Source organism: Kitasatospora cheerisanensis KCTC 2395, from assembly GCF_000696185.1.
Taxonomy (GTDB): Bacteria; Actinomycetota; Actinomycetes; order Streptomycetales; family Streptomycetaceae; genus Kitasatospora; species Kitasatospora cheerisanensis.
Map to the genome: position 1 here is coordinate 7,185,806 of NZ_KK853997.1, position 15,405 is coordinate 7,201,210.

The 15,405-nt window shown below is 74.5% G+C and carries 13 protein-coding genes and 1 pseudogene; 7 read left to right on the forward strand and 7 right to left on the reverse strand.

Annotated features, from left to right (window positions below; genetic code table 11):
* On the reverse strand, nt 1-1,823 hold a 1,823-nt coding region (locus tag KCH_RS32310), incomplete at its 3' end, for a HelD family protein (protein ID WP_244305527.1).
* 127 nt (nt 1,824-1,950) lie between these two features.
* Between KCH_RS32310 and purB the strand changes: the two genes are divergently transcribed.
* Together purB and KCH_RS32320 are read left to right on the forward strand one after the other, a co-directional pair.
* Nucleotides 1,951-3,381 (forward strand): adenylosuccinate lyase, encoded by a 1,431-nt coding sequence (gene purB, locus KCH_RS32315; protein ID WP_035869004.1) that lies wholly within the window; start codon nt 1,951-1,953, stop codon nt 3,379-3,381.
* Between the two features lie 530 nt (nt 3,382-3,911).
* A complete protein-coding gene (locus tag KCH_RS32320; protein ID WP_157032285.1) occupies nt 3,912-4,187 on the forward strand; it encodes a hypothetical protein in 276 nt (91 codons plus the stop codon).
* A gap of 18 nt (nt 4,188-4,205) precedes the next feature.
* Here KCH_RS32320 and KCH_RS32325 read toward each other — a convergent pair whose 3' ends face one another.
* The 3 genes and pseudogenes from KCH_RS32325 to KCH_RS32335 form a co-directional block, all read right to left on the reverse strand.
* Nucleotides 4,206-4,871 (reverse strand): hypothetical protein, encoded by a 666-nt coding sequence (locus KCH_RS32325; protein ID WP_035869009.1) that lies wholly within the window; start codon nt 4,869-4,871, stop codon nt 4,206-4,208.
* 612 nt (nt 4,872-5,483) lie between these two features.
* Nucleotides 5,484-6,994: pseudogene (locus KCH_RS32330) on the reverse strand (MFS transporter).
* Nucleotides 6,995-7,062: 68 nt separating this feature from the next.
* The gene (locus KCH_RS32335) at nt 7,063-7,989 is read right to left on the reverse strand and encodes an AurF N-oxygenase family protein (RefSeq protein ID WP_035869012.1); all 927 of its coding nucleotides are present in this window, start codon (nt 7,987-7,989) and stop codon (nt 7,063-7,065) included.
* Between the two features lie 176 nt (nt 7,990-8,165).
* On the opposite strand from KCH_RS32335, the gene KCH_RS32340 reads away from it, so the two are divergent.
* Together KCH_RS32340 and KCH_RS32345 are read left to right on the forward strand one after the other, a co-directional pair.
* Nucleotides 8,166-9,173 (forward strand): PHP domain-containing protein, encoded by a 1,008-nt coding sequence (locus KCH_RS32340; RefSeq protein WP_035869015.1) that lies wholly within the window; start codon nt 8,166-8,168, stop codon nt 9,171-9,173.
* Between the two features lie 81 nt (nt 9,174-9,254).
* Nucleotides 9,255-9,941: a VOC family protein gene (locus tag KCH_RS32345; protein WP_084224044.1), complete on the forward strand. Its 687-nt coding sequence runs from the start codon at nt 9,255-9,257 to the stop codon at nt 9,939-9,941.
* Between the two features lie 18 nt (nt 9,942-9,959).
* On the opposite strand, the gene KCH_RS32350 is transcribed toward KCH_RS32345, so the two are convergent.
* Nucleotides 9,960-10,760: a tyrosine-protein phosphatase gene (locus KCH_RS32350; protein ID WP_035869018.1), complete on the reverse strand. Its 801-nt coding sequence runs from the start codon at nt 10,758-10,760 to the stop codon at nt 9,960-9,962.
* Between the two features lie 236 nt (nt 10,761-10,996).
* On the opposite strand from KCH_RS32350, the gene KCH_RS32355 reads away from it, so the two are divergent.
* Nucleotides 10,997-11,563: a DJ-1/PfpI family protein gene (locus KCH_RS32355; RefSeq protein ID WP_035869021.1), complete on the forward strand. Its 567-nt coding sequence runs from the start codon at nt 10,997-10,999 to the stop codon at nt 11,561-11,563.
* A gap of 288 nt (nt 11,564-11,851) precedes the next feature.
* Complete coding sequence (locus tag KCH_RS32360; RefSeq protein WP_035869024.1) at nt 11,852-12,457, forward strand: TIGR03086 family metal-binding protein; 606 nt, start codon at nt 11,852-11,854, stop codon at nt 12,455-12,457.
* Between the two features lie 18 nt (nt 12,458-12,475).
* On the opposite strand, the gene KCH_RS32365 is transcribed toward KCH_RS32360, so the two are convergent.
* The gene (locus KCH_RS32365; RefSeq protein ID WP_035869026.1) at nt 12,476-13,054 is read right to left on the reverse strand and encodes a TetR/AcrR family transcriptional regulator; all 579 of its coding nucleotides are present in this window, start codon (nt 13,052-13,054) and stop codon (nt 12,476-12,478) included.
* 321 nt (nt 13,055-13,375) lie between these two features.
* On the opposite strand from KCH_RS32365, the gene KCH_RS32370 reads away from it, so the two are divergent.
* Nucleotides 13,376-14,809 (forward strand): MFS transporter, encoded by a 1,434-nt coding sequence (locus KCH_RS32370; RefSeq protein WP_035869027.1) that lies wholly within the window; start codon nt 13,376-13,378, stop codon nt 14,807-14,809.
* Between the two features lie 46 nt (nt 14,810-14,855).
* Here the strand turns inward: KCH_RS32370 and KCH_RS32375 are convergent, their stop codons facing one another.
* Nucleotides 14,856-15,245, reverse strand: coding sequence for an SCO5389 family protein (locus KCH_RS32375; RefSeq protein ID WP_035869029.1), 390 nt, complete (start codon nt 15,243-15,245; stop codon nt 14,856-14,858).
* Nucleotides 15,246-15,405 lie beyond the last annotated feature (160 nt).

Here is a 15,405-nt window from a genome sequence, read left to right on the forward strand (position 1 = left end):
TGCGCCGCCGGATCGACGGCCGCCAGCAGCGCCGCCGCCACCGCCATGATCGGCGCCGGGGTGCGGTAGTTGACGGTCAGCCGCTCCTCCCGCCAGCGGGTGCCCAGGTGGCGGCCCAGCATCTCCTGCCAGTCGCGGGCGCCCGCCGCCGACGAGGTCTGCGCCAGATCGCCCACCACCGTCAGCGAACGGGTCGGGATCCGCCGCATCACCGTCCGCCAGGCCAGCGCCGACAGTTCCTGTGCCTCGTCCACCACCACGTGCCCGAAGGTCCACTCCCGGTCCGCCGCCGCCCGCTCCGCCGTCGAGCGGTACGGGCCCTCCTCGGCGTGCCGGTCCGCCAGTGCCGCCGCGTCCAACTCGCCCTCCTGGCCGGTCACCTGGAGCACGCCCCGGGCGTAGAGCTCGGCCTCGGACCGGGCCCGGCCCTGCTCGGCGGCGGCCCGGCGCCGCTCCGCGCCGTCGCTGCCGAGCAGTTCGGCGGCCTCGTCCAGCAGCGGCACGTCCTCCACCGTCCACGGCGCGCCCGGGGCGCGGCGCAGCGCGGCGCGTTCGGCGGGGGAGAGGGACGGGGCGAGGCGGTCGGGGTCGGCGAGCAGCGACTCGACGAGCCGGCGGGGCGTCAGCAGCGGCCAGAGCGCGTCCAGAGCGGCCCGGACCTCCGGCTCGGCCCAGAGTTCGCCCGGTGCCCAGCGGGCCTCCTCCTCGTCCCACGGGCGGTCGACCGCGTCGGCGCGGAACCGGGCCAGGCCGGTCAGGGCGGCGCGCAGGAACTCGGCGCGGGCCGCGTTGTGCGGCAGCCGCAGGCCGCGGGCGCGCTCGCGGGCGGCGGCCAGCAGGCGGCGGGGGAGCGGCAGGTCGAGCCCGGCGAGCCGGCCGTCCGCGGCGGGCAGCCGCTGGTGCAGGCGCACCGCCTCGGCGAGGACGTCCGCCATCCGCTCGGAGCCCTTCAGGAAAGCGGTTTCCGGCCGGTCGGCGTCAACCGCCCGTACGCCCGGGAACAGCTCGCCGAGGGTGCGCAGCAGCACCTCGGTCTCGCCGAGCGAGGGCAGCACCTGCTCGATGTAGCGCAGGAAGGCCCGGTTCGGGCCGATCACCAGCACGCCGCGCCGCTCCAGCACCTCGCGGTGGGTGTACAGCAGGTACGCGGCCCGGTGCAGCGCGGCCACCGTCTTGCCGGTGCCCGGACCGCCGTGGACCACCACCGCGCCGTGCAGCCCGGAGCGGATCACCCGGTCCTGCTCGGCCTGGATGGTGGCCACCACCTCGCGCATCCGCCCGGTCCGGGCCCGGCGCAGCTCGGCCAGCAGCGCGGCTTCGCCGACCAGGGTGCGGCGGCCGTCGGCGTCCAGCGCGTCCAGGTCGAACGCCTCGTCGTCCAGGCCGACCACCCGCCGCTGCCGGGTGCGCAGGTGGCGGCGGCGCAGCAGGCCGGCCGGGTCGGCGGCGCTCGCGGTGTAGAACGGGCGGGCGGCCGGGGCGCGCCAGTCCAGCAGCAGCGGTTCGAACTCCTCGTCCAGCAGGCCGATCCGGCCGATGTGGCGGACGGCGCCGTCGCGGGCGTCGATCCGGCCGAAGCACAGGCCGCGTTCGACGGCGGTCAGCCGGGCCAGGCGGCGGGTGCGTTCGGCCAGCACCACCTCCTGTTCCAGCCGGGCCTGCCGGGTGCCGCCCGGCCCGGCGGGCGCGGTAGCGGCCTGCTCCAGCGCGGTGCGGGCCTGCGCGCGGGCGGTGTCCAGCCGGGCGTACAGCTCCGTCAACCGGTGCTGCTCGGTGCGGAGTTCGGCCGCCAGGACGGCGTCGCTTGCCATCTCTTCGGTCAACGTGATATCCTTGCGCTGAGAGAGTTTTTTGGCGGAGCTAATGAGCATGTGCAATCGACCATGCTACCCGTCCGCACGGCGGAGGCGCTGCATTCCCGCCTGACCTCGACTGTTAGGCTTGCGAAGCGTGAGCGCGAAGCCCAAGATCCCCAATGTCCTGGCCTCCCGGTACGCCTCGGCGACCCTGGCCCAGCTGTGGTCCCCCGAGCACAAGGTGGTGCTGGAGCGCCACCTGTGGCTCGCCGTCCTGAAGGCCCAGCGGGACCTCGGCATCGAGGTGCCGCCCACCGCGATCGCCGACTACGAGCGCGTCGTCGACCAGGTCGACCTGGCGTCCATCGCCGCCCGCGAGAAGGTCACCCGGCACGACGTGAAGGCCCGCATCGAGGAGTTCTCCGAACTCGCCGGGCACGAGCAGATCCACAAGGGCATGACCTCGCGCGACCTCACCGAGAACGTCGAGCAGCTGCAGATCCGCCAGTCGCTGGAGCACGTCCGCGACCGCACGGTGGCCGTCCTGGTCCGCCTCGGCCGCCTCTCCGCCCAGTACGGCGAGCTGGTCATGGCCGGCCGCTCGCACAACGTCGCCGCCCAGGCCACCACCCTCGGCAAGCGCTTCGCGACCGCCGCCGACGAGGTCCTGGTCGCCTTCGCCCGCCTCGAGGACCTGATCGCCCGCTACCCGCTGCGCGGCGTCAAGGGCCCGGTCGGCACCTCGCAGGACATGCTCGACCTGCTGGGCGGCGACGCCGAGAAGCTCGCCGAGCTGGAGCGCCGGGTGGCCGGCCACCTCGGCTTCGAGAACGTCTTCACCTCGGTCGGCCAGGTCTACCCGCGCTCGCTCGACTACGACGTGGTCTCCACCCTGGTCCAGCTCTCCGCCGGCCCGTCCAGCATCGCCAAGACCATCCGCCTGATGGCCGGTCACGAGCTCGTCACCGAGGGCTTCAAGGCCGGCCAGGTCGGCTCCTCGGCGATGCCGCACAAGATGAACACCCGCTCCTGCGAGCGCGTCAACGGCCTCGCCGTCATCCTGCGCGGCTACGCCTCGATGACCGCCGAGCTCGGCGGCGACCAGTGGAACGAGGGCGACGTCTCCTGCTCCGTGGTCCGCCGGGTCGCGCTGCCGGACGCGTTCTTCGCCTTCGACGGCCTGCTGGAGACCTTCCTGACCGTCCTCGACGAGTTCGGCGCCTTCCCCGCCGTCATCGAGGCCGAACTCGACCGCTACCTGCCGTTCCTGGCCACCACCAAGGTCCTGATGGCCGCGGTGCGGGCCGGCGTCGGCCGGGAGACCGCGCACGAGGTCATCAAGGAGCACGCCGTCGCCGCCGCGCTCGCCATGCGCGAGGGCGCCCGCGAGAACACCCTGGTGCCGGCCCTCGCCGCCGACGCCCGGATCCCGCTGGACCGCGACGCGATCGACGCGCTGCTCGCCGACCGCCTCTCCTTCACCGGCGCGGCCAGTGCCCAGGTCGGCGAACTCGTCCGCCGCATCGAGGCCGTGGCCGCCGCCCACCCGGAGGCCGCCAAGTACGCCCCGGGCGACATCCTCTGACGGTTCGCACGCCCAACTGCCCGTCCCCGGCGTCGAGTCGGGGCGGGCAGGGTGCTGTGGGGCCCTTGGCAACGGTCGTCGAGGAGTCGTAGGGTCGGGACGCGGCCGCGCTGTGCGAAGCGATCGGCCACATTCGGAGCGGGGGCGGAGCGTTCCGGTCCGATTACGCGTTCCGGCCGACAAGCGGCCGGGGTGATTGCCCGATTCCCTCGGCGGGCAGGTAAGTTGTGCCGTGCACATGCATCTGATGCCTTGTCAGACGAAACGGGGGAATGTCTGGTGGGCCGATCTCAGTGTCCAGCGCTGTGCGTTCGCATCGAACCGCTTGCTCGCCCGGGCGTGGCCCCGTGACCGCCGGGCAGATCCGACGCCGGGGAGACGGCACACTACACGCACCGGGAACGCGTTGGGGGCAAACGGCCGGAATCGGTGACCGGGCACGCGGCTTGAAGGGTAGACAGAACATGTCCGTCATGACGTCGACAACGGAGACGCCGGCGGAGGTCTCGAACCCGCGCGGGGAGTCAGCGATGCGACCGACCAGGGCGACGCAGTCGACGGAGCAGGCAGCAGGGGCCGCTGCGGCCGGAACGCAGGTGCCGGGCAGCGCCGTGGTGGGCTACCTCGGGGCGCTCGGCACGCTCGACCTGCTGGTGTCGGGCGTGCTCGCCCGGGTCCTCACCGGGACGGCCGCCGGGGCCGCGACCGTGGCCGTGTTCCTCGCCTTCTTCGTCCCGCTCGGGGTCGCGTCCGTGCTCAGCGCGGACCGGGTGCTGGTGTTGATGGTGCAGCGCCACGGGCGTTGAGCCGGCCCGGCCTCCGGCTCAACGCCCCCGGCGGGCGCGGTTGTTGGCACGCGCCGGCGGCTGGGCGCCGCTGCCGCCGGCCTGGCCGCTGCTGTCGGCCTGGCCGCGCCGGCGACGGTTCGCCCGGGCCGTGCGGACCAGGCCCCAGCCGCCGAACAGCACGGCGCCGGCGCCGCCCGCGGAGGCGAGCGGGATGTTGTGGAGCACCAGGCCGGTGACGACCACCGCGGCCACCAGGGCGAGCAGCAGCACGGCGACCATCAGGATGAACCGGAAGGTGTCGCCGGTGTTCCGGGAGATCTCCCGCAGCAGGGTGAACTGGCGGTCGGCGAACGCCCAGAAGCCGTAGCCCACCTGCTCCGGCGGGACGGGCGCCAGCGGCTCGGACTCGCGGCGGGCCGGCGGCGCGGGCTGCGGGGGCTGCGGGGGTCGGCTCGACTGCGAGCGCTGCGGCGCCTGGGAGGACTTCGTCGGCGCGGTGCGCTTCCCGGCCTTGGGGGCCGGAACGGGGGCGGGCGCAGGCGCGGGTGTGCGGGCGTCCTGCGGTGCCGGGGCGGGCTGCTGCGTGTTCCGGCCGGACCGGTCCCGGTTGCGCGGCTGGCGCGGGACGCGGGGCGCCGGCGTGTCCGGCCGGCCGGCGGCGGACGGCTCCGGAGACGGAGGCTCGGTGGCACTGGTGGTCACGGGCGGGGGTCTCGCTTCGCGCTATGCGAGCCGACCGGCGGCCGGCTCGGGTCAGGAGCTGAATGACGGGGGCGCCGGGACCGGTGGTCGATCCCGGCCGGACCCCGAAGGAGAGCCGCCGTTCGGTGGCGTCCCCCGGGTGGGAGCGGCACGGCCACCGGCCGCACCCCTTCCAGCAACGGCCGGAGACGGTCAAGGATCCCGCCGCCGGCCGCATCTCGGTGCCGTCTCACTAGCGCCACTGGGTCGAACCGGCACCCTCGGTGGTGCCCGCCCGGCCCTTCGTCCCCGCCTTCGTCGTCGCGCCCGGAGAGAGAGCCTCCGGTGTCCTGCCACCTCAGCGCCGCCCGGTGCGGCCCGGGCCGGGCCGCAGGGAGCGGGTGCTACCTTACCGTCAACGCGCCGCAACTGCCCGTAACCCGTTCGGACGCGCTGCGCGTGACCGGAGTCTAGCCCCTGGCCCCGACTCCGGCACCTGTCGGCTAGCGTCCGAACTGACGCAGCGTCAAGCACGATCCGGTGAAGATCCGTGCCCGGGCGGGAAGTTGACGCACCTGGGTGGCCGTGCTCCGGTTCGCGGCGGTTCGGGTTCACGCACCGTTCGCCGCCGTTTCAGGCCGTCCGGCCGGAACTCGCAGGTCCCTCGTCCGGGTGAATCGGGGGCGAGGTGGGGGCGCAGTACCAGTCGCAGTCGGGTTCGGCGATGGGGTGGGCCGGGGTGAGCGCGTCCGCCCGGACGGTGGCGAAGGCGAGGACGGCACCGGTGACCAGCAGGCCGGCGCAGATCAGCATGGACGTGCGGAAAGCGCTGTCCACCTCGGCCGGGATCCGGTACGCGTCACCGCTCAGCCCCGCCAGCGGGGGGATCGCCGCGACCGCGAACAGGCCGGCGGCGCGGGCGGCCGCGTTGTTCACCCCGGAGGCGATGCCCGCGCGGCGGACGTCCACCGCGGCCAGGACGGTGGCGGTGAGCGGCGCCACCAGCAGCGTCATGCCGGCGCCCTGGACGGTCACCGCGGGCAGCACGTCCAGCCAGTAGTTCGCGTCCGGGCCGATCCGCAGCATCAGCAGCACCCCCGCCGCGACCAGCAGCGGCCCGAGCGTCAGCGGCAGGCGGGGCCCGACCGCCCGGCCGAACTGCCCGGCCCGGCCGGAGAACAGCAGCATCAGCACCGTGATCGGCACCAGCGCCACCCCCGAGAGCAGCGGCGTGAACCCGGCGACGATCTGCAACTGCACCGTCAGCAGCAGGAACACTCCGCTGAACGCCGCGTACACGCACAGCGTGACCAGGTTGACCGAGGTGAACAGCCGGGAGCGGAACAGCGACAGCGGCAGCATCGGATTCGGCGACCGGTGCTCGACCAGGACGAACGCCGCCGTCAGCGCGACGCCCGCCAGCCCCGCGACGACCGCGCCCGGGGTGAGGCCGGAGCCCGCCTCGGTCAGCGCGTACGTGATGCCGGCCAGGGCGAGCGCGGCGAGCAGCGCGCCCAGCACGTCGAAGCGGCCCTGCTCGTCCGGGTCGCGGCTCTCCGGGACATGACGGACCGTCACCCCGACGACCACCGCCGCGAGCGGCAGGTTCAGCAGGAAGATCCACCGCCAGCCCGGGCCGTCCACCAGCCAGCCCCGAGGAACGGGCCGACGGCCGCCGCCACCCCGCCCAGCCCCGACCACGCGCCGACCGCGCCCGCCCGGTCGTCCTCGTGGAACACCGCCTGGAGCATCGCCAGCGAACCCGGCGTCAGCAGCGCGCCGCCGATGCCCTGGAGCGCCCGCGCCAGGATCAGCACCTCGACGTTCGGGGCCGCCGCGCAGCCCGCCGACGCGACGGCGAACCAGCACACCCCGACCAGGAACACCCGGCGCCGGCCGTACCGGTCGCCCAGCGAACCGCCGAGCAGGATCAGCGCGGCGAGAGTCAGCATGTAGGCGTTGATCGTCCACTGCAACGAGGCCAGGCTCGCGCCCAGGTCCTCGCCGATCCGCGGCAGCGCGACGTTCACCACCGTCCCGTCGAGCATCGCCATCCCGGACCCGAGCGCCGTCGCCGCAACGACCCACCGCCCGCGCCCGGTCCCCAACCGGATCCCACCGGCCGCCACATCCGCATCGCTCACAGACCGATCCTCCGTCAGAACCCGCCCCCGACAGCAGACCGCCACGCCCTGCGGCCCGCCGGGGCGGGTCAGGGGAGGAGGGAGGCGCGGCGCCAGGGGCGGGTGGTGGTGGGGGTGAGGATGCCGAGGTCGGTGAAGAAGTCGAGGGCCTTGCGGGACCAGTCGATGCGGGCCTGGCGCCAGTGCGGGTTGGTGGCGGCGGCGCGGCGGGCTTCGGCGGGGTCGAGGCCGGCGAGGGTGTAGACGCGCGGGTGGACGAGTTCGGCGACGGCGTGGTGGGCGAGGTGAGCGAGGGCGCGGCGGAAGATCGCTCGGCGGGCGGGCGTCATCGCGGCCCAGCGGCGCTCGAGTTCGGGCTTGGCGTAGCCGATGTGCCGGGCCTCCTCGACGACGTGGATGCGGGCGACGGAGCGGGCCAGCGGCTGGAGGCTCTCGTCGCGGATCATCTCCCGCTGCATCGCGTCGGTGAACTCCTCGACGAATATCGCGCCGGCGAAGGTCATGGTGGTGTCGTTGAGCAGGAAGTGCAGCCGCCCGAGCAGGTCGGCGCGCCGGGTGGGGCGGGCGGACGGGTAGCCGGTGGCGGTGATGTAGCGGGCGAACATGGTGGAGTGCCGGCACTCGTCCGCGACCTCGGTGAGCGCGTACTGGGCGTGCCCGGTGGTCAGGTCGTTCGCGTAGACGTGCCGGATCAGGCCCTCCATCAGGACCAGTTCGAACCAGATGCCGGCGGCGGTGGTGGAGGCGAACTGATGGACGCTCAGCTGCGCCCGCTGCCGTTCGTCGAGGCGGTCCCAGAGCGGGGTGCCGTAGAGGGCGACGCGGTGGGCGGGGAGCGCGTAGTGGTCGGGGTCGACGGGGGCGGTCCAGTCGATCTCGGTGAGCGGGTCGTAGGAGTGCTTGGCGGAGGCGCGCAGCAGGCGGGCGGCGTTGAGTTCGCGGTCGGCGTTGCGCTGCTGGGCGAGCGTCCCGGTGGGGGTCGGGGTGGCGGGCATCGGCGGACTCCGGAGGGGTGGCGGCGGCAGGGACTCCAGGAGGAGTAAACCAATGAGACGAAGTGTCAACAAGGGGTCGGGGCAGATCACCGGCCCCGGACCGCACCGTCGGGACCGGACGGCCGTCCGGCGGTGGCCCGCATGCGACCGCTCACGGCCCCGCGCAGACTGGCCGCATGGATCCGGTCACCGCCCTGGAACGCATCGCCTTCCTGCTGGAGCGTGAACTCGCCTCCCCGTACCGGGTCAAGGCGTTCCGCACTGCCGCCGAAGCCGCCGCCCACCTGCCTGCCGGGCCGGTGGACGTCGCCACCGCCGAACGCCTCCCGGGCGTCGGACCCGTCACCGCACGGGTGATCGCGGACGCCACGGCGGGCCGCACCCCGCAGTACCTGGTGGACACCGAGGCCCGGGTGGCCGCCGCCGAACCCACCCCCTCGGCCGCCGCGCTGCGGCTGCGCGAGAAGATCCAGGGCGACTGCCACCTGCACTCGAACTGGTCCGACGGTGGCGCGCCGATCGAGCAGATGGCCCGCACCGCACGCGACCTGGGCCACCACTGGGCCGTCCTCACCGACCACTCGCCGCGGCTGACCGTCGCCAACGGCCTGAGCGCCGAGCGGCTGCGCGAGCAGATCGACCTGATCGAGGAACTGAACGGCCGGCTCGCCCCGTTCCGGCTGCTCACCGGCATCGAGTGCGACATCCTCGACGACGGCTCGCTCGACCAGGACGAGGAACTGCTCGGCCGGCTGGACGTGGTGGTCGCCTCGGTGCACTCCAAGCTGCGGATGGAGCGCGCGGCGATGACCCGCCGGATGCTGGCCGCCGTCCGCAACCCGCTGGTCGACGTGCTCGGCCACTGCACCGGGCGGCGGCTCGGCGGAAAGCCTCGCCCGGAGTCGGAGTTCGACCCGGAGGCGGTGTTCGCCGCGTGCCGCGAGCACGACACCGCGGTCGAGATCAACTGCCGCCCGGACCGCCAGGACCCGCCGGACGAGCTGCTCACCCTCGCCGCCGACCTCGGCTGCCTGTTCGCGATCGACACCGACGCGCACGCCCCGGGCCAGCTCGACTGGCAGTTGGGCGGCTGCGAGCGGGCCGCCGCCCGGGGCCTGGACGCGGAGCGGATCATCACCGCCTGGTCGGTCGACCACCTGCTGGCCTGGTCCACCGCCCGCTGACCCGCGCGCCCCGCCTCAATGATCCGCCGCCCGCCCCGCCTCGGTGATCGTCCTGTCGGACCGCCCCGCTACGCTGCCCGGATGACGGATGATCATTCGCAGGTGAGTTCGGACAGCACGATCCGGCCGTTGGCGTTCCACGCCGCGCCGGGCACGGAGGACTGGCGGGTCCTGGGGGAGGGCGCCTGCGCGTTCTTCCGCACCGGGTCCTTCGCCGACGGGGCCCGGCTGGTGGCCGCGATCGCCGCCGCCGTCGAGGGCCTCGGCTCGCCGGACGTGGACGTGCGGCCCGAGGGCGTCACCGTCCGGCTGATCGCGGCGGGCGAGGAGTACTACGGCCTGACGGAGCGCCACATCGAGCTGGCCCGCCGGATCTCCGCGGCCGCCCGCGCCCTGGGCGCCGCCGCTGAGCCGCACGCCCTGCAGACCGTGCAGGTCACTGTCGACGCCCTGGAGCGGCCCGCCGTGGTGGCGTTCTGGCGGGCCCTGCTCGGCTACCGCGACCGCGCCGGCAGCCCCGAGGACCTGATCGACCCGGCCCGCCGCGGCGCGCCGTTCTACTTCCAGCAGATGGACGAGCCCCGCCCGCAGCGCAACCGCGTGCACGTGGACGTGTGGGTGCCGCACGACGTGGCCGCGCAGCGGGTCGCCGCCGCGCTCGCCGCCGGCGGCCGCCTGGTCACCGACGCGGACGCGCCGACGCTGTGGGTGCTGGCCGACCCCGAGGGCAACGAGGCCTGCGTCGGCGCGGCGGGCGCCCCGAGCTGACGCTGCGTCAACCTTTGGTCAGGCGGCCTGGACCAGACGGGAGCGCAGGCTGTCGAGGGTGTCCTCGCGCAGGCCCAGGCCGGACCGGGCGTAGTTCTCCGGGTCGCCCCAGTGGTCGGCGAGGGCGTTGAGGGAGGCGGCCAGGTACTCCGCGCGGACCGAGAGGATCGCGTCGGCGATCTCCGGGTCGCCGCCCCCGGCGAGGAAACGTTCCAGCAGCGGCGCGTACCGGGCGTGCACCGCCGGGTCCACCGACAGGTACTCGGTGCGCACGGTCTCCTCGTCCGCGCCGAGCAGCAGCAGGACCAGCGAGGCGCCCCAGCCGGTGCGGTCCTTGCCGGCCGTGCAGTGGAACAGCACCGGGCCGCCGCCCCGGTGCGCGAGGGCCGTCAGCAACTGCTTGTAGGCGCGCCGGGCCGCCGTGGAGGTGACGAAGGCGCGGTAGTCCTCGGTCAGCGCGAGCGCCGCCCGGCCCCGGCCGAAGGTGCGGTTCGCGGCGGCCGGATCGGCGAGCGCCGCGGTCAGCGCGGTCGCCACGCCGTTGCCCGCCCGGTCCGCGAGCACGTCGGCGACCAGCAGGTGCGCCCCGCCGGGCACCCGGTCCGGGAACGCTGCCCGCTCGCCGCCGCTGCGCAGGTCGATCACGGTGCGCACGCCGAGCGCGTCGAACATCGGGTCGCCGGACGGGTCGAGCCGGTCCAACTGGCCGGAGCGCAGCGCCAGTCCGGGCCGCACCCGGGAGCCGCCGGGCAGGTCGATGCCGCCGAGATCGCGCAGGTTGGCGACGGTGGCGGAGTCAACGATGTGCGAGTGCTGCATGACGACCTCCCTGCCGGCGGGACTTGCCAGCACGCTAGGCGCGGCCCGGGCGGGTCGCCCCCGGAGTACCGCCGGGCGGGCGGGCCGCTGCACCGAGCGGCGGAGCGCGCGCCCCGGACGCACGCCGTGCTGCGCGCGCCCCATTGATTGACGGGCCGTCAGCGGGCAGGGTGGGCAGCGCCCGGCCCGTGGGGGTGGGCACCGCGCCAGGCGCGAGGCAAGGGACGGGAGCCCGAATGACAGCGAAGATCCTGATCGTCACCGGCGACGCGGCCGAGTCGCTGGAGGTGTTCTACCCGTACCAGCGGCTGCTGGAGGAGGGCTACCAGGTCGACATCGCGGCGCCCGCCAAGAAGACCCTGCAGTTCGTGGTGCACGACTTCGTCCCCGGCTTCGACACCTACACCGAGAAGGCCGGCTACACCTGGCCCGCCGACCTGGCGTTCGCGGACGTCGACCCGGCGCACTACGTGGCGCTGGTGCTGCCCGGCGGCCGGGCGCCCGAGTACCTGCGCAACGACGCCGAGGTGCAGCGGATCGTCGCGCACTTCGTCGCCGAGGACAAGCCGCTCGCGCAGATCTGCCACGGCCCGCTGATCACCCTGCGGACCGGCTCGATGGCCGGGCGCCGCACCGCCGCGTACCCGGCGCTGGAGCCCGACGTGGAGGCCGGCGGCGCGAGCTTCGTGGACGGCGAGGCCGTCGTCGACGGCACCGTGGTCTCGGCGCGGGCCTGGCCCGACCACCCGGGCTGGATGCGCGCCTTCGTCCAACTGCTGCGCGAGAAGGCCCCGGTGGACTAGGCCCTCTCTTTCGGATCTTGTCGGATCAGCGTGCGGCTCCCCCAGCCCTGGCGGGCCGGGAGGTGCCCCCATTACGCGCCCGGCTGGGCGTGCCGGCCGAACGTCCTCGTACTGGACGTACTTGGATGTTTGGCCGGTGCGTCCAGGTGGGGGCACCTCCCAGCCCCCGGGCTGGGGGAGGATGATCCGGCGTCGCGCGCCCGGCAAGATTCGAAAGAGAGGGCCTGGCCCGCACCGGATCCGGGGTGTCGGCTTGCCCGCCCCCGCCGGGCGGGCAAGCTGAGGCCCATGACGACACACCTCGACGGTCAGGAACTGCTCGCGCTGCACGGCCGGGCCCTGGACCGCTTCGGCCGGCTGGTCCGCGCCGTCCCCGACGACGGCTGGCAGGCCCCCACCCCGTGCACCGACTGGACGGTCCGTCAGCTGGTCGGGCACCTGACCTCCGAACAGCTGTGGGTGCCGGACCTGCTGGGCGGCGCCACGGTCGCCGAGGTCGGCGACCGCTACGACGGCGACGTGCTCGGCGACGACCCGGTGGCGGCCTGGACGGCCGCGGCCGACGCCGCCCGGGCCGCGTTCGCCGAGCCGGGCGCGCTGCGCCGCACCGTCGACCTCTCCTACGGGCGGCGGCGGGCGGACGGCTACGCCCGGGAGATGACGGTGGACGCGATCGTGCACGCCTGGGACCTCGCGCAGGGGATCGGCGCGGACGCCCGGATCGACCCGGCCGCGGCGAACTTCGCCCTCGACGAACTCGGCCCGCAGAGCGGCGCGTTGGCCTCCTCCGGACTGTTCGCGGACGCGGTGCCGGTGCCCGCCGACGCACCCCCGGGGGACCGGTTGCTGGGTCTGGTCGGCCGCGACCCGGCGCACCCGTTCGGCGACGAGTGACAGGAGGTTGACGGGGCGTCAGGGGCGGGGGCGGATCCCGTCCAGGGCGATGGCGAGGACCTTGGCGCGCTGCGCGTCGTCGGCGAAGGCGACCGAGGCGATGCCGGAGACCAGGCGGAGCAGGTCGTCCATGTCCATGTCGGCGCGGACGTCGCCGGACCGCTGGGCGTTCAGCAGCAGCGGGGTGCCGGCGTCGAACATGGACTGGCGGCAGGCCAGGAAGACGTCGGACTCCTCGCCCTGGAGGGCCTCGCGGATGGCGCGCTTGGTCATCGCGTAGTCGACGAAGCGGTCCAGCCAGGCGATCAGCGCGTCCCAGGAGGGCCTGCCGGCCAGGCCCTCGGCGACCCGGCCGAGGTCCTGCACCTCGTTGGCGTAGACGGCCTCGAACAGGTGCCGGCGGGTGGGGAAGTTGCGGTAGAGGGTGCCGATGCCGACGCCGGCGCGGCGGGCGATGTCCTCCAGTGAGGCTTCGGCGCCGTGTTCGGCGAAGGCCTCGCGGGCGGCGGTGAGCAGCGCGTCGAAGTTGCGCGCGGCGTCGGCGCGGCGCGGGCGCTGGGCGGCGAGGTACTCGCCGACGGAGACCTGTTCGGGCACGGGGACCTCGTTTCGACACATCCGGATTGAACCGGAGGCTCACCTCCGCTAATCTGGAGGCATGCCTCGACTTTAGCACCGGGGCCACGGCTTCGGCCTGCCGCCCCGGCGGTGGCGGGCCACCCGTGTCACTTCCGTCACCCGTACCGGCGCCCTCGTCGCCGACCGGGTCGACCCCATCGGCACCGACCGGTCGGACCGCCGGCCGCTCCCTTCCCGCACCACCGCCCGTCCGGGCGGCCGCTCTTTCGCTGCCCGCCCGTAGTGCGCCGCGGCGCGCCGTCGTTCCGTGCGCCGCGACCCGAGTCCCGAGAGGGTTCGATGAACCGCCAGTCCCACCGCCTCACCTTCGGCGTGCTCGCCGCCGGAGCGGGCGTGTTCGCGCTGCTCCAGTCGCTGATCACGCCGGCCCTGCCGATCGTTCAGGAGGCCATGCACACCTCGCAGTCCACCGTGACCTGGGTGATGACCGCCTACCTGCTGTCCGCCTCCGTGTTCACCCCGATCCTCGGCCGGGTCGGCGACCTGGTCGGCAAGAAGCGCACCCTGGTCGCGGCGCTGGTCGCACTGCTGACGGGGTGTCTGGTCGCCGCGCTGGCGCCCAACATCGCGGTGCTGCTGGTCGCCCGCGTCCTGCAGGGCATCGCGGGCGCGCTGTTCCCGCTCTCCTTCGGCATCATCCGCGACGAGTTCCCGCCCGGGCAGGTGCCGGCCGGCATCGGCAACCTGTCCGCGGTGATCGCCGTCGGCAGCGGCCTCGGCATGGTGCTGGCCGGCCCGATCGTCGGTGCGCTGGACTACCGCTGGCTGTTCTGGCTCCCCGTGATCGTGGTCGGCGCCACCGTGCTGCTCGCCTGGCGCTACGTCCCCGAGTCGCCGACCCGCAGCGAGGGCAGCGTCGACTGGGTCTCCTCGCTGCTGCTCTCCGGCTGGCTGGTCGCCCTGCTGCTGCCGGTCAGTCAGGCCGCCCAGTGGGGCTGGGGATCGGCCCGGGTGCTCGGCCTGCTCGCCGTCGCCCTGGTGCTGTTCGCGCTCTGGGCGCTCAACGAGGCCCGCTCCCGCAACCCGCTGATCGACCTGCGGGTGATGCGCCTGCGCCCGGTGTGGACCACCAACGCCGCGGGCCTGCTGTTCGGCGGCGGCATGTACGCTCTGTGGGCCTTCTTGCCGGGCTTCGTGCAGATGCCGACCAGCGCGGGCTACGGCTTCGGGTCCAGCGTGACCGGCGCCGGGCTGCTGATGCTGCCGATGGTCGGCGCGATGTTCGTCGCCGGCATCCTTGGCGGACGGCTGGCCGGGCGGTTCCCCGCCAAGGCGCAGCTGGTCACCGGCGCGCTGCTGGGCGCCGTCGCCTGCGCGCTGCTCGCCGCCCGGCACGGCACGCCCGCGGACGTGGCGGTCGCGGCGGGGGTGTTCGGCCTCGGGATCGGCCTGGCGTTCGCCTCCATGAGCAACCTGATCGTGCAGAGCGTCTCGCCCGCCCAGACCGGCGCGGCCACCGGCATGAACGCCAACATCCGCACCATCGGCGGCTCGCTGGGCGCCGCGCTGATGACCGGCCTGGTCACCGGCCACCTGCAGCCTTCCGGCCGGCCGCTGGAGTCCGGCTACACGCACGGTTTCGCGCTGCTCGCCGCGTGCTGCCTGGCCGCCTCGCTGGCCGCGCTGCTGGTGCCGGGCCGCCGGCGGCGGCCGGTGGCCGCGCCGGTGGAGCCCGCCGCCGCCCGGCGGGACGCCGAAGTCCCGCTCGGCTGAACGGAGTCGGGTGCCCGCCGCGGCGGGCACCCGACTCCGTTCCGGTTCAGCAGTCGCGCAACTCCGGCGACTGGTTCAGCAGTTGGGCCCGCGGCGAGGTGAACTTCCGGTAGGTCTCGGTCCGTTCGGCGCCGGGGCGGAAGACCGCCACCCGGTGGCAGTTCTGGAAGGCCAGCTTGACCGAGAAGTGCCGCTCCAGCGCGCCGCGGATCGAGTCGCTGGCCAGCGCGCGCAGCAGCTGGCCCCGCTCGGCGTCGCTCGGGGCGACCGTGTTGTCCGCGAACTCGGCGCCGGTGGCCGCGAGTTCGGCCGTCAGGTCGTCGACCAGGCGGTACGCGTAGGGCAGCGAGTCCCGCACGGTGGCGAGGAAGTCGGCGTCGGCGACCTCGTCGCGCTCGGCCAGGGCCAGCAGGGAGGGGGAGACGTCCAGCGACATGGGGGTGCGCCTTTCCAGGTGAATGGAAGTGGGAATCGTTTTCAACAACGATCCTGGCAAGACCCCTGACGCCCTGTCAATTACGCTCCCTCGTTCGGGGCAACGCACCGCGCCACGCCGGGCCGCCACGCCGATCCGCCCGCCCGGTTCCTACAGTGAG

What these genes read in the sequence shown, in the direction of transcription:
- KCH_RS32335 (WP_035869012.1), bottom strand. Translation starts at nt 7,989, where the DNA reads ATGCCCGCCACCCCGACCCCCACCGGGACGCTCGCCCAGCAGCGCAAC.
- KCH_RS32375 (WP_035869029.1), bottom strand. Translation starts at nt 15,245, where the DNA reads ATGTCGCTGGACGTCTCCCCCTCCCTGCTGGCCCTGGCCGAGCGCGAC.
- KCH_RS32345 (WP_084224044.1), top strand. Translation starts at nt 9,255, where the DNA reads ATGACGGATGATCATTCGCAGGTGAGTTCGGACAGCACGATCCGGCCG.
- KCH_RS32370 (WP_035869027.1), top strand. Translation starts at nt 13,376, where the DNA reads ATGAACCGCCAGTCCCACCGCCTCACCTTCGGCGTGCTCGCCGCCGGA.
- KCH_RS32350 (WP_035869018.1), bottom strand. Translation starts at nt 10,760, where the DNA reads ATGCAGCACTCGCACATCGTTGACTCCGCCACCGTCGCCAACCTGCGC.
- KCH_RS32320 (WP_157032285.1), top strand. Translation starts at nt 3,912, where the DNA reads ATGCGACCGACCAGGGCGACGCAGTCGACGGAGCAGGCAGCAGGGGCC.
- KCH_RS32355 (WP_035869021.1), top strand. Translation starts at nt 10,997, where the DNA reads ATGACAGCGAAGATCCTGATCGTCACCGGCGACGCGGCCGAGTCGCTG.
- KCH_RS32360 (WP_035869024.1), top strand. Translation starts at nt 11,852, where the DNA reads ATGACGACACACCTCGACGGTCAGGAACTGCTCGCGCTGCACGGCCGG.
- KCH_RS32340 (WP_035869015.1), top strand. Translation starts at nt 8,166, where the DNA reads ATGGATCCGGTCACCGCCCTGGAACGCATCGCCTTCCTGCTGGAGCGT.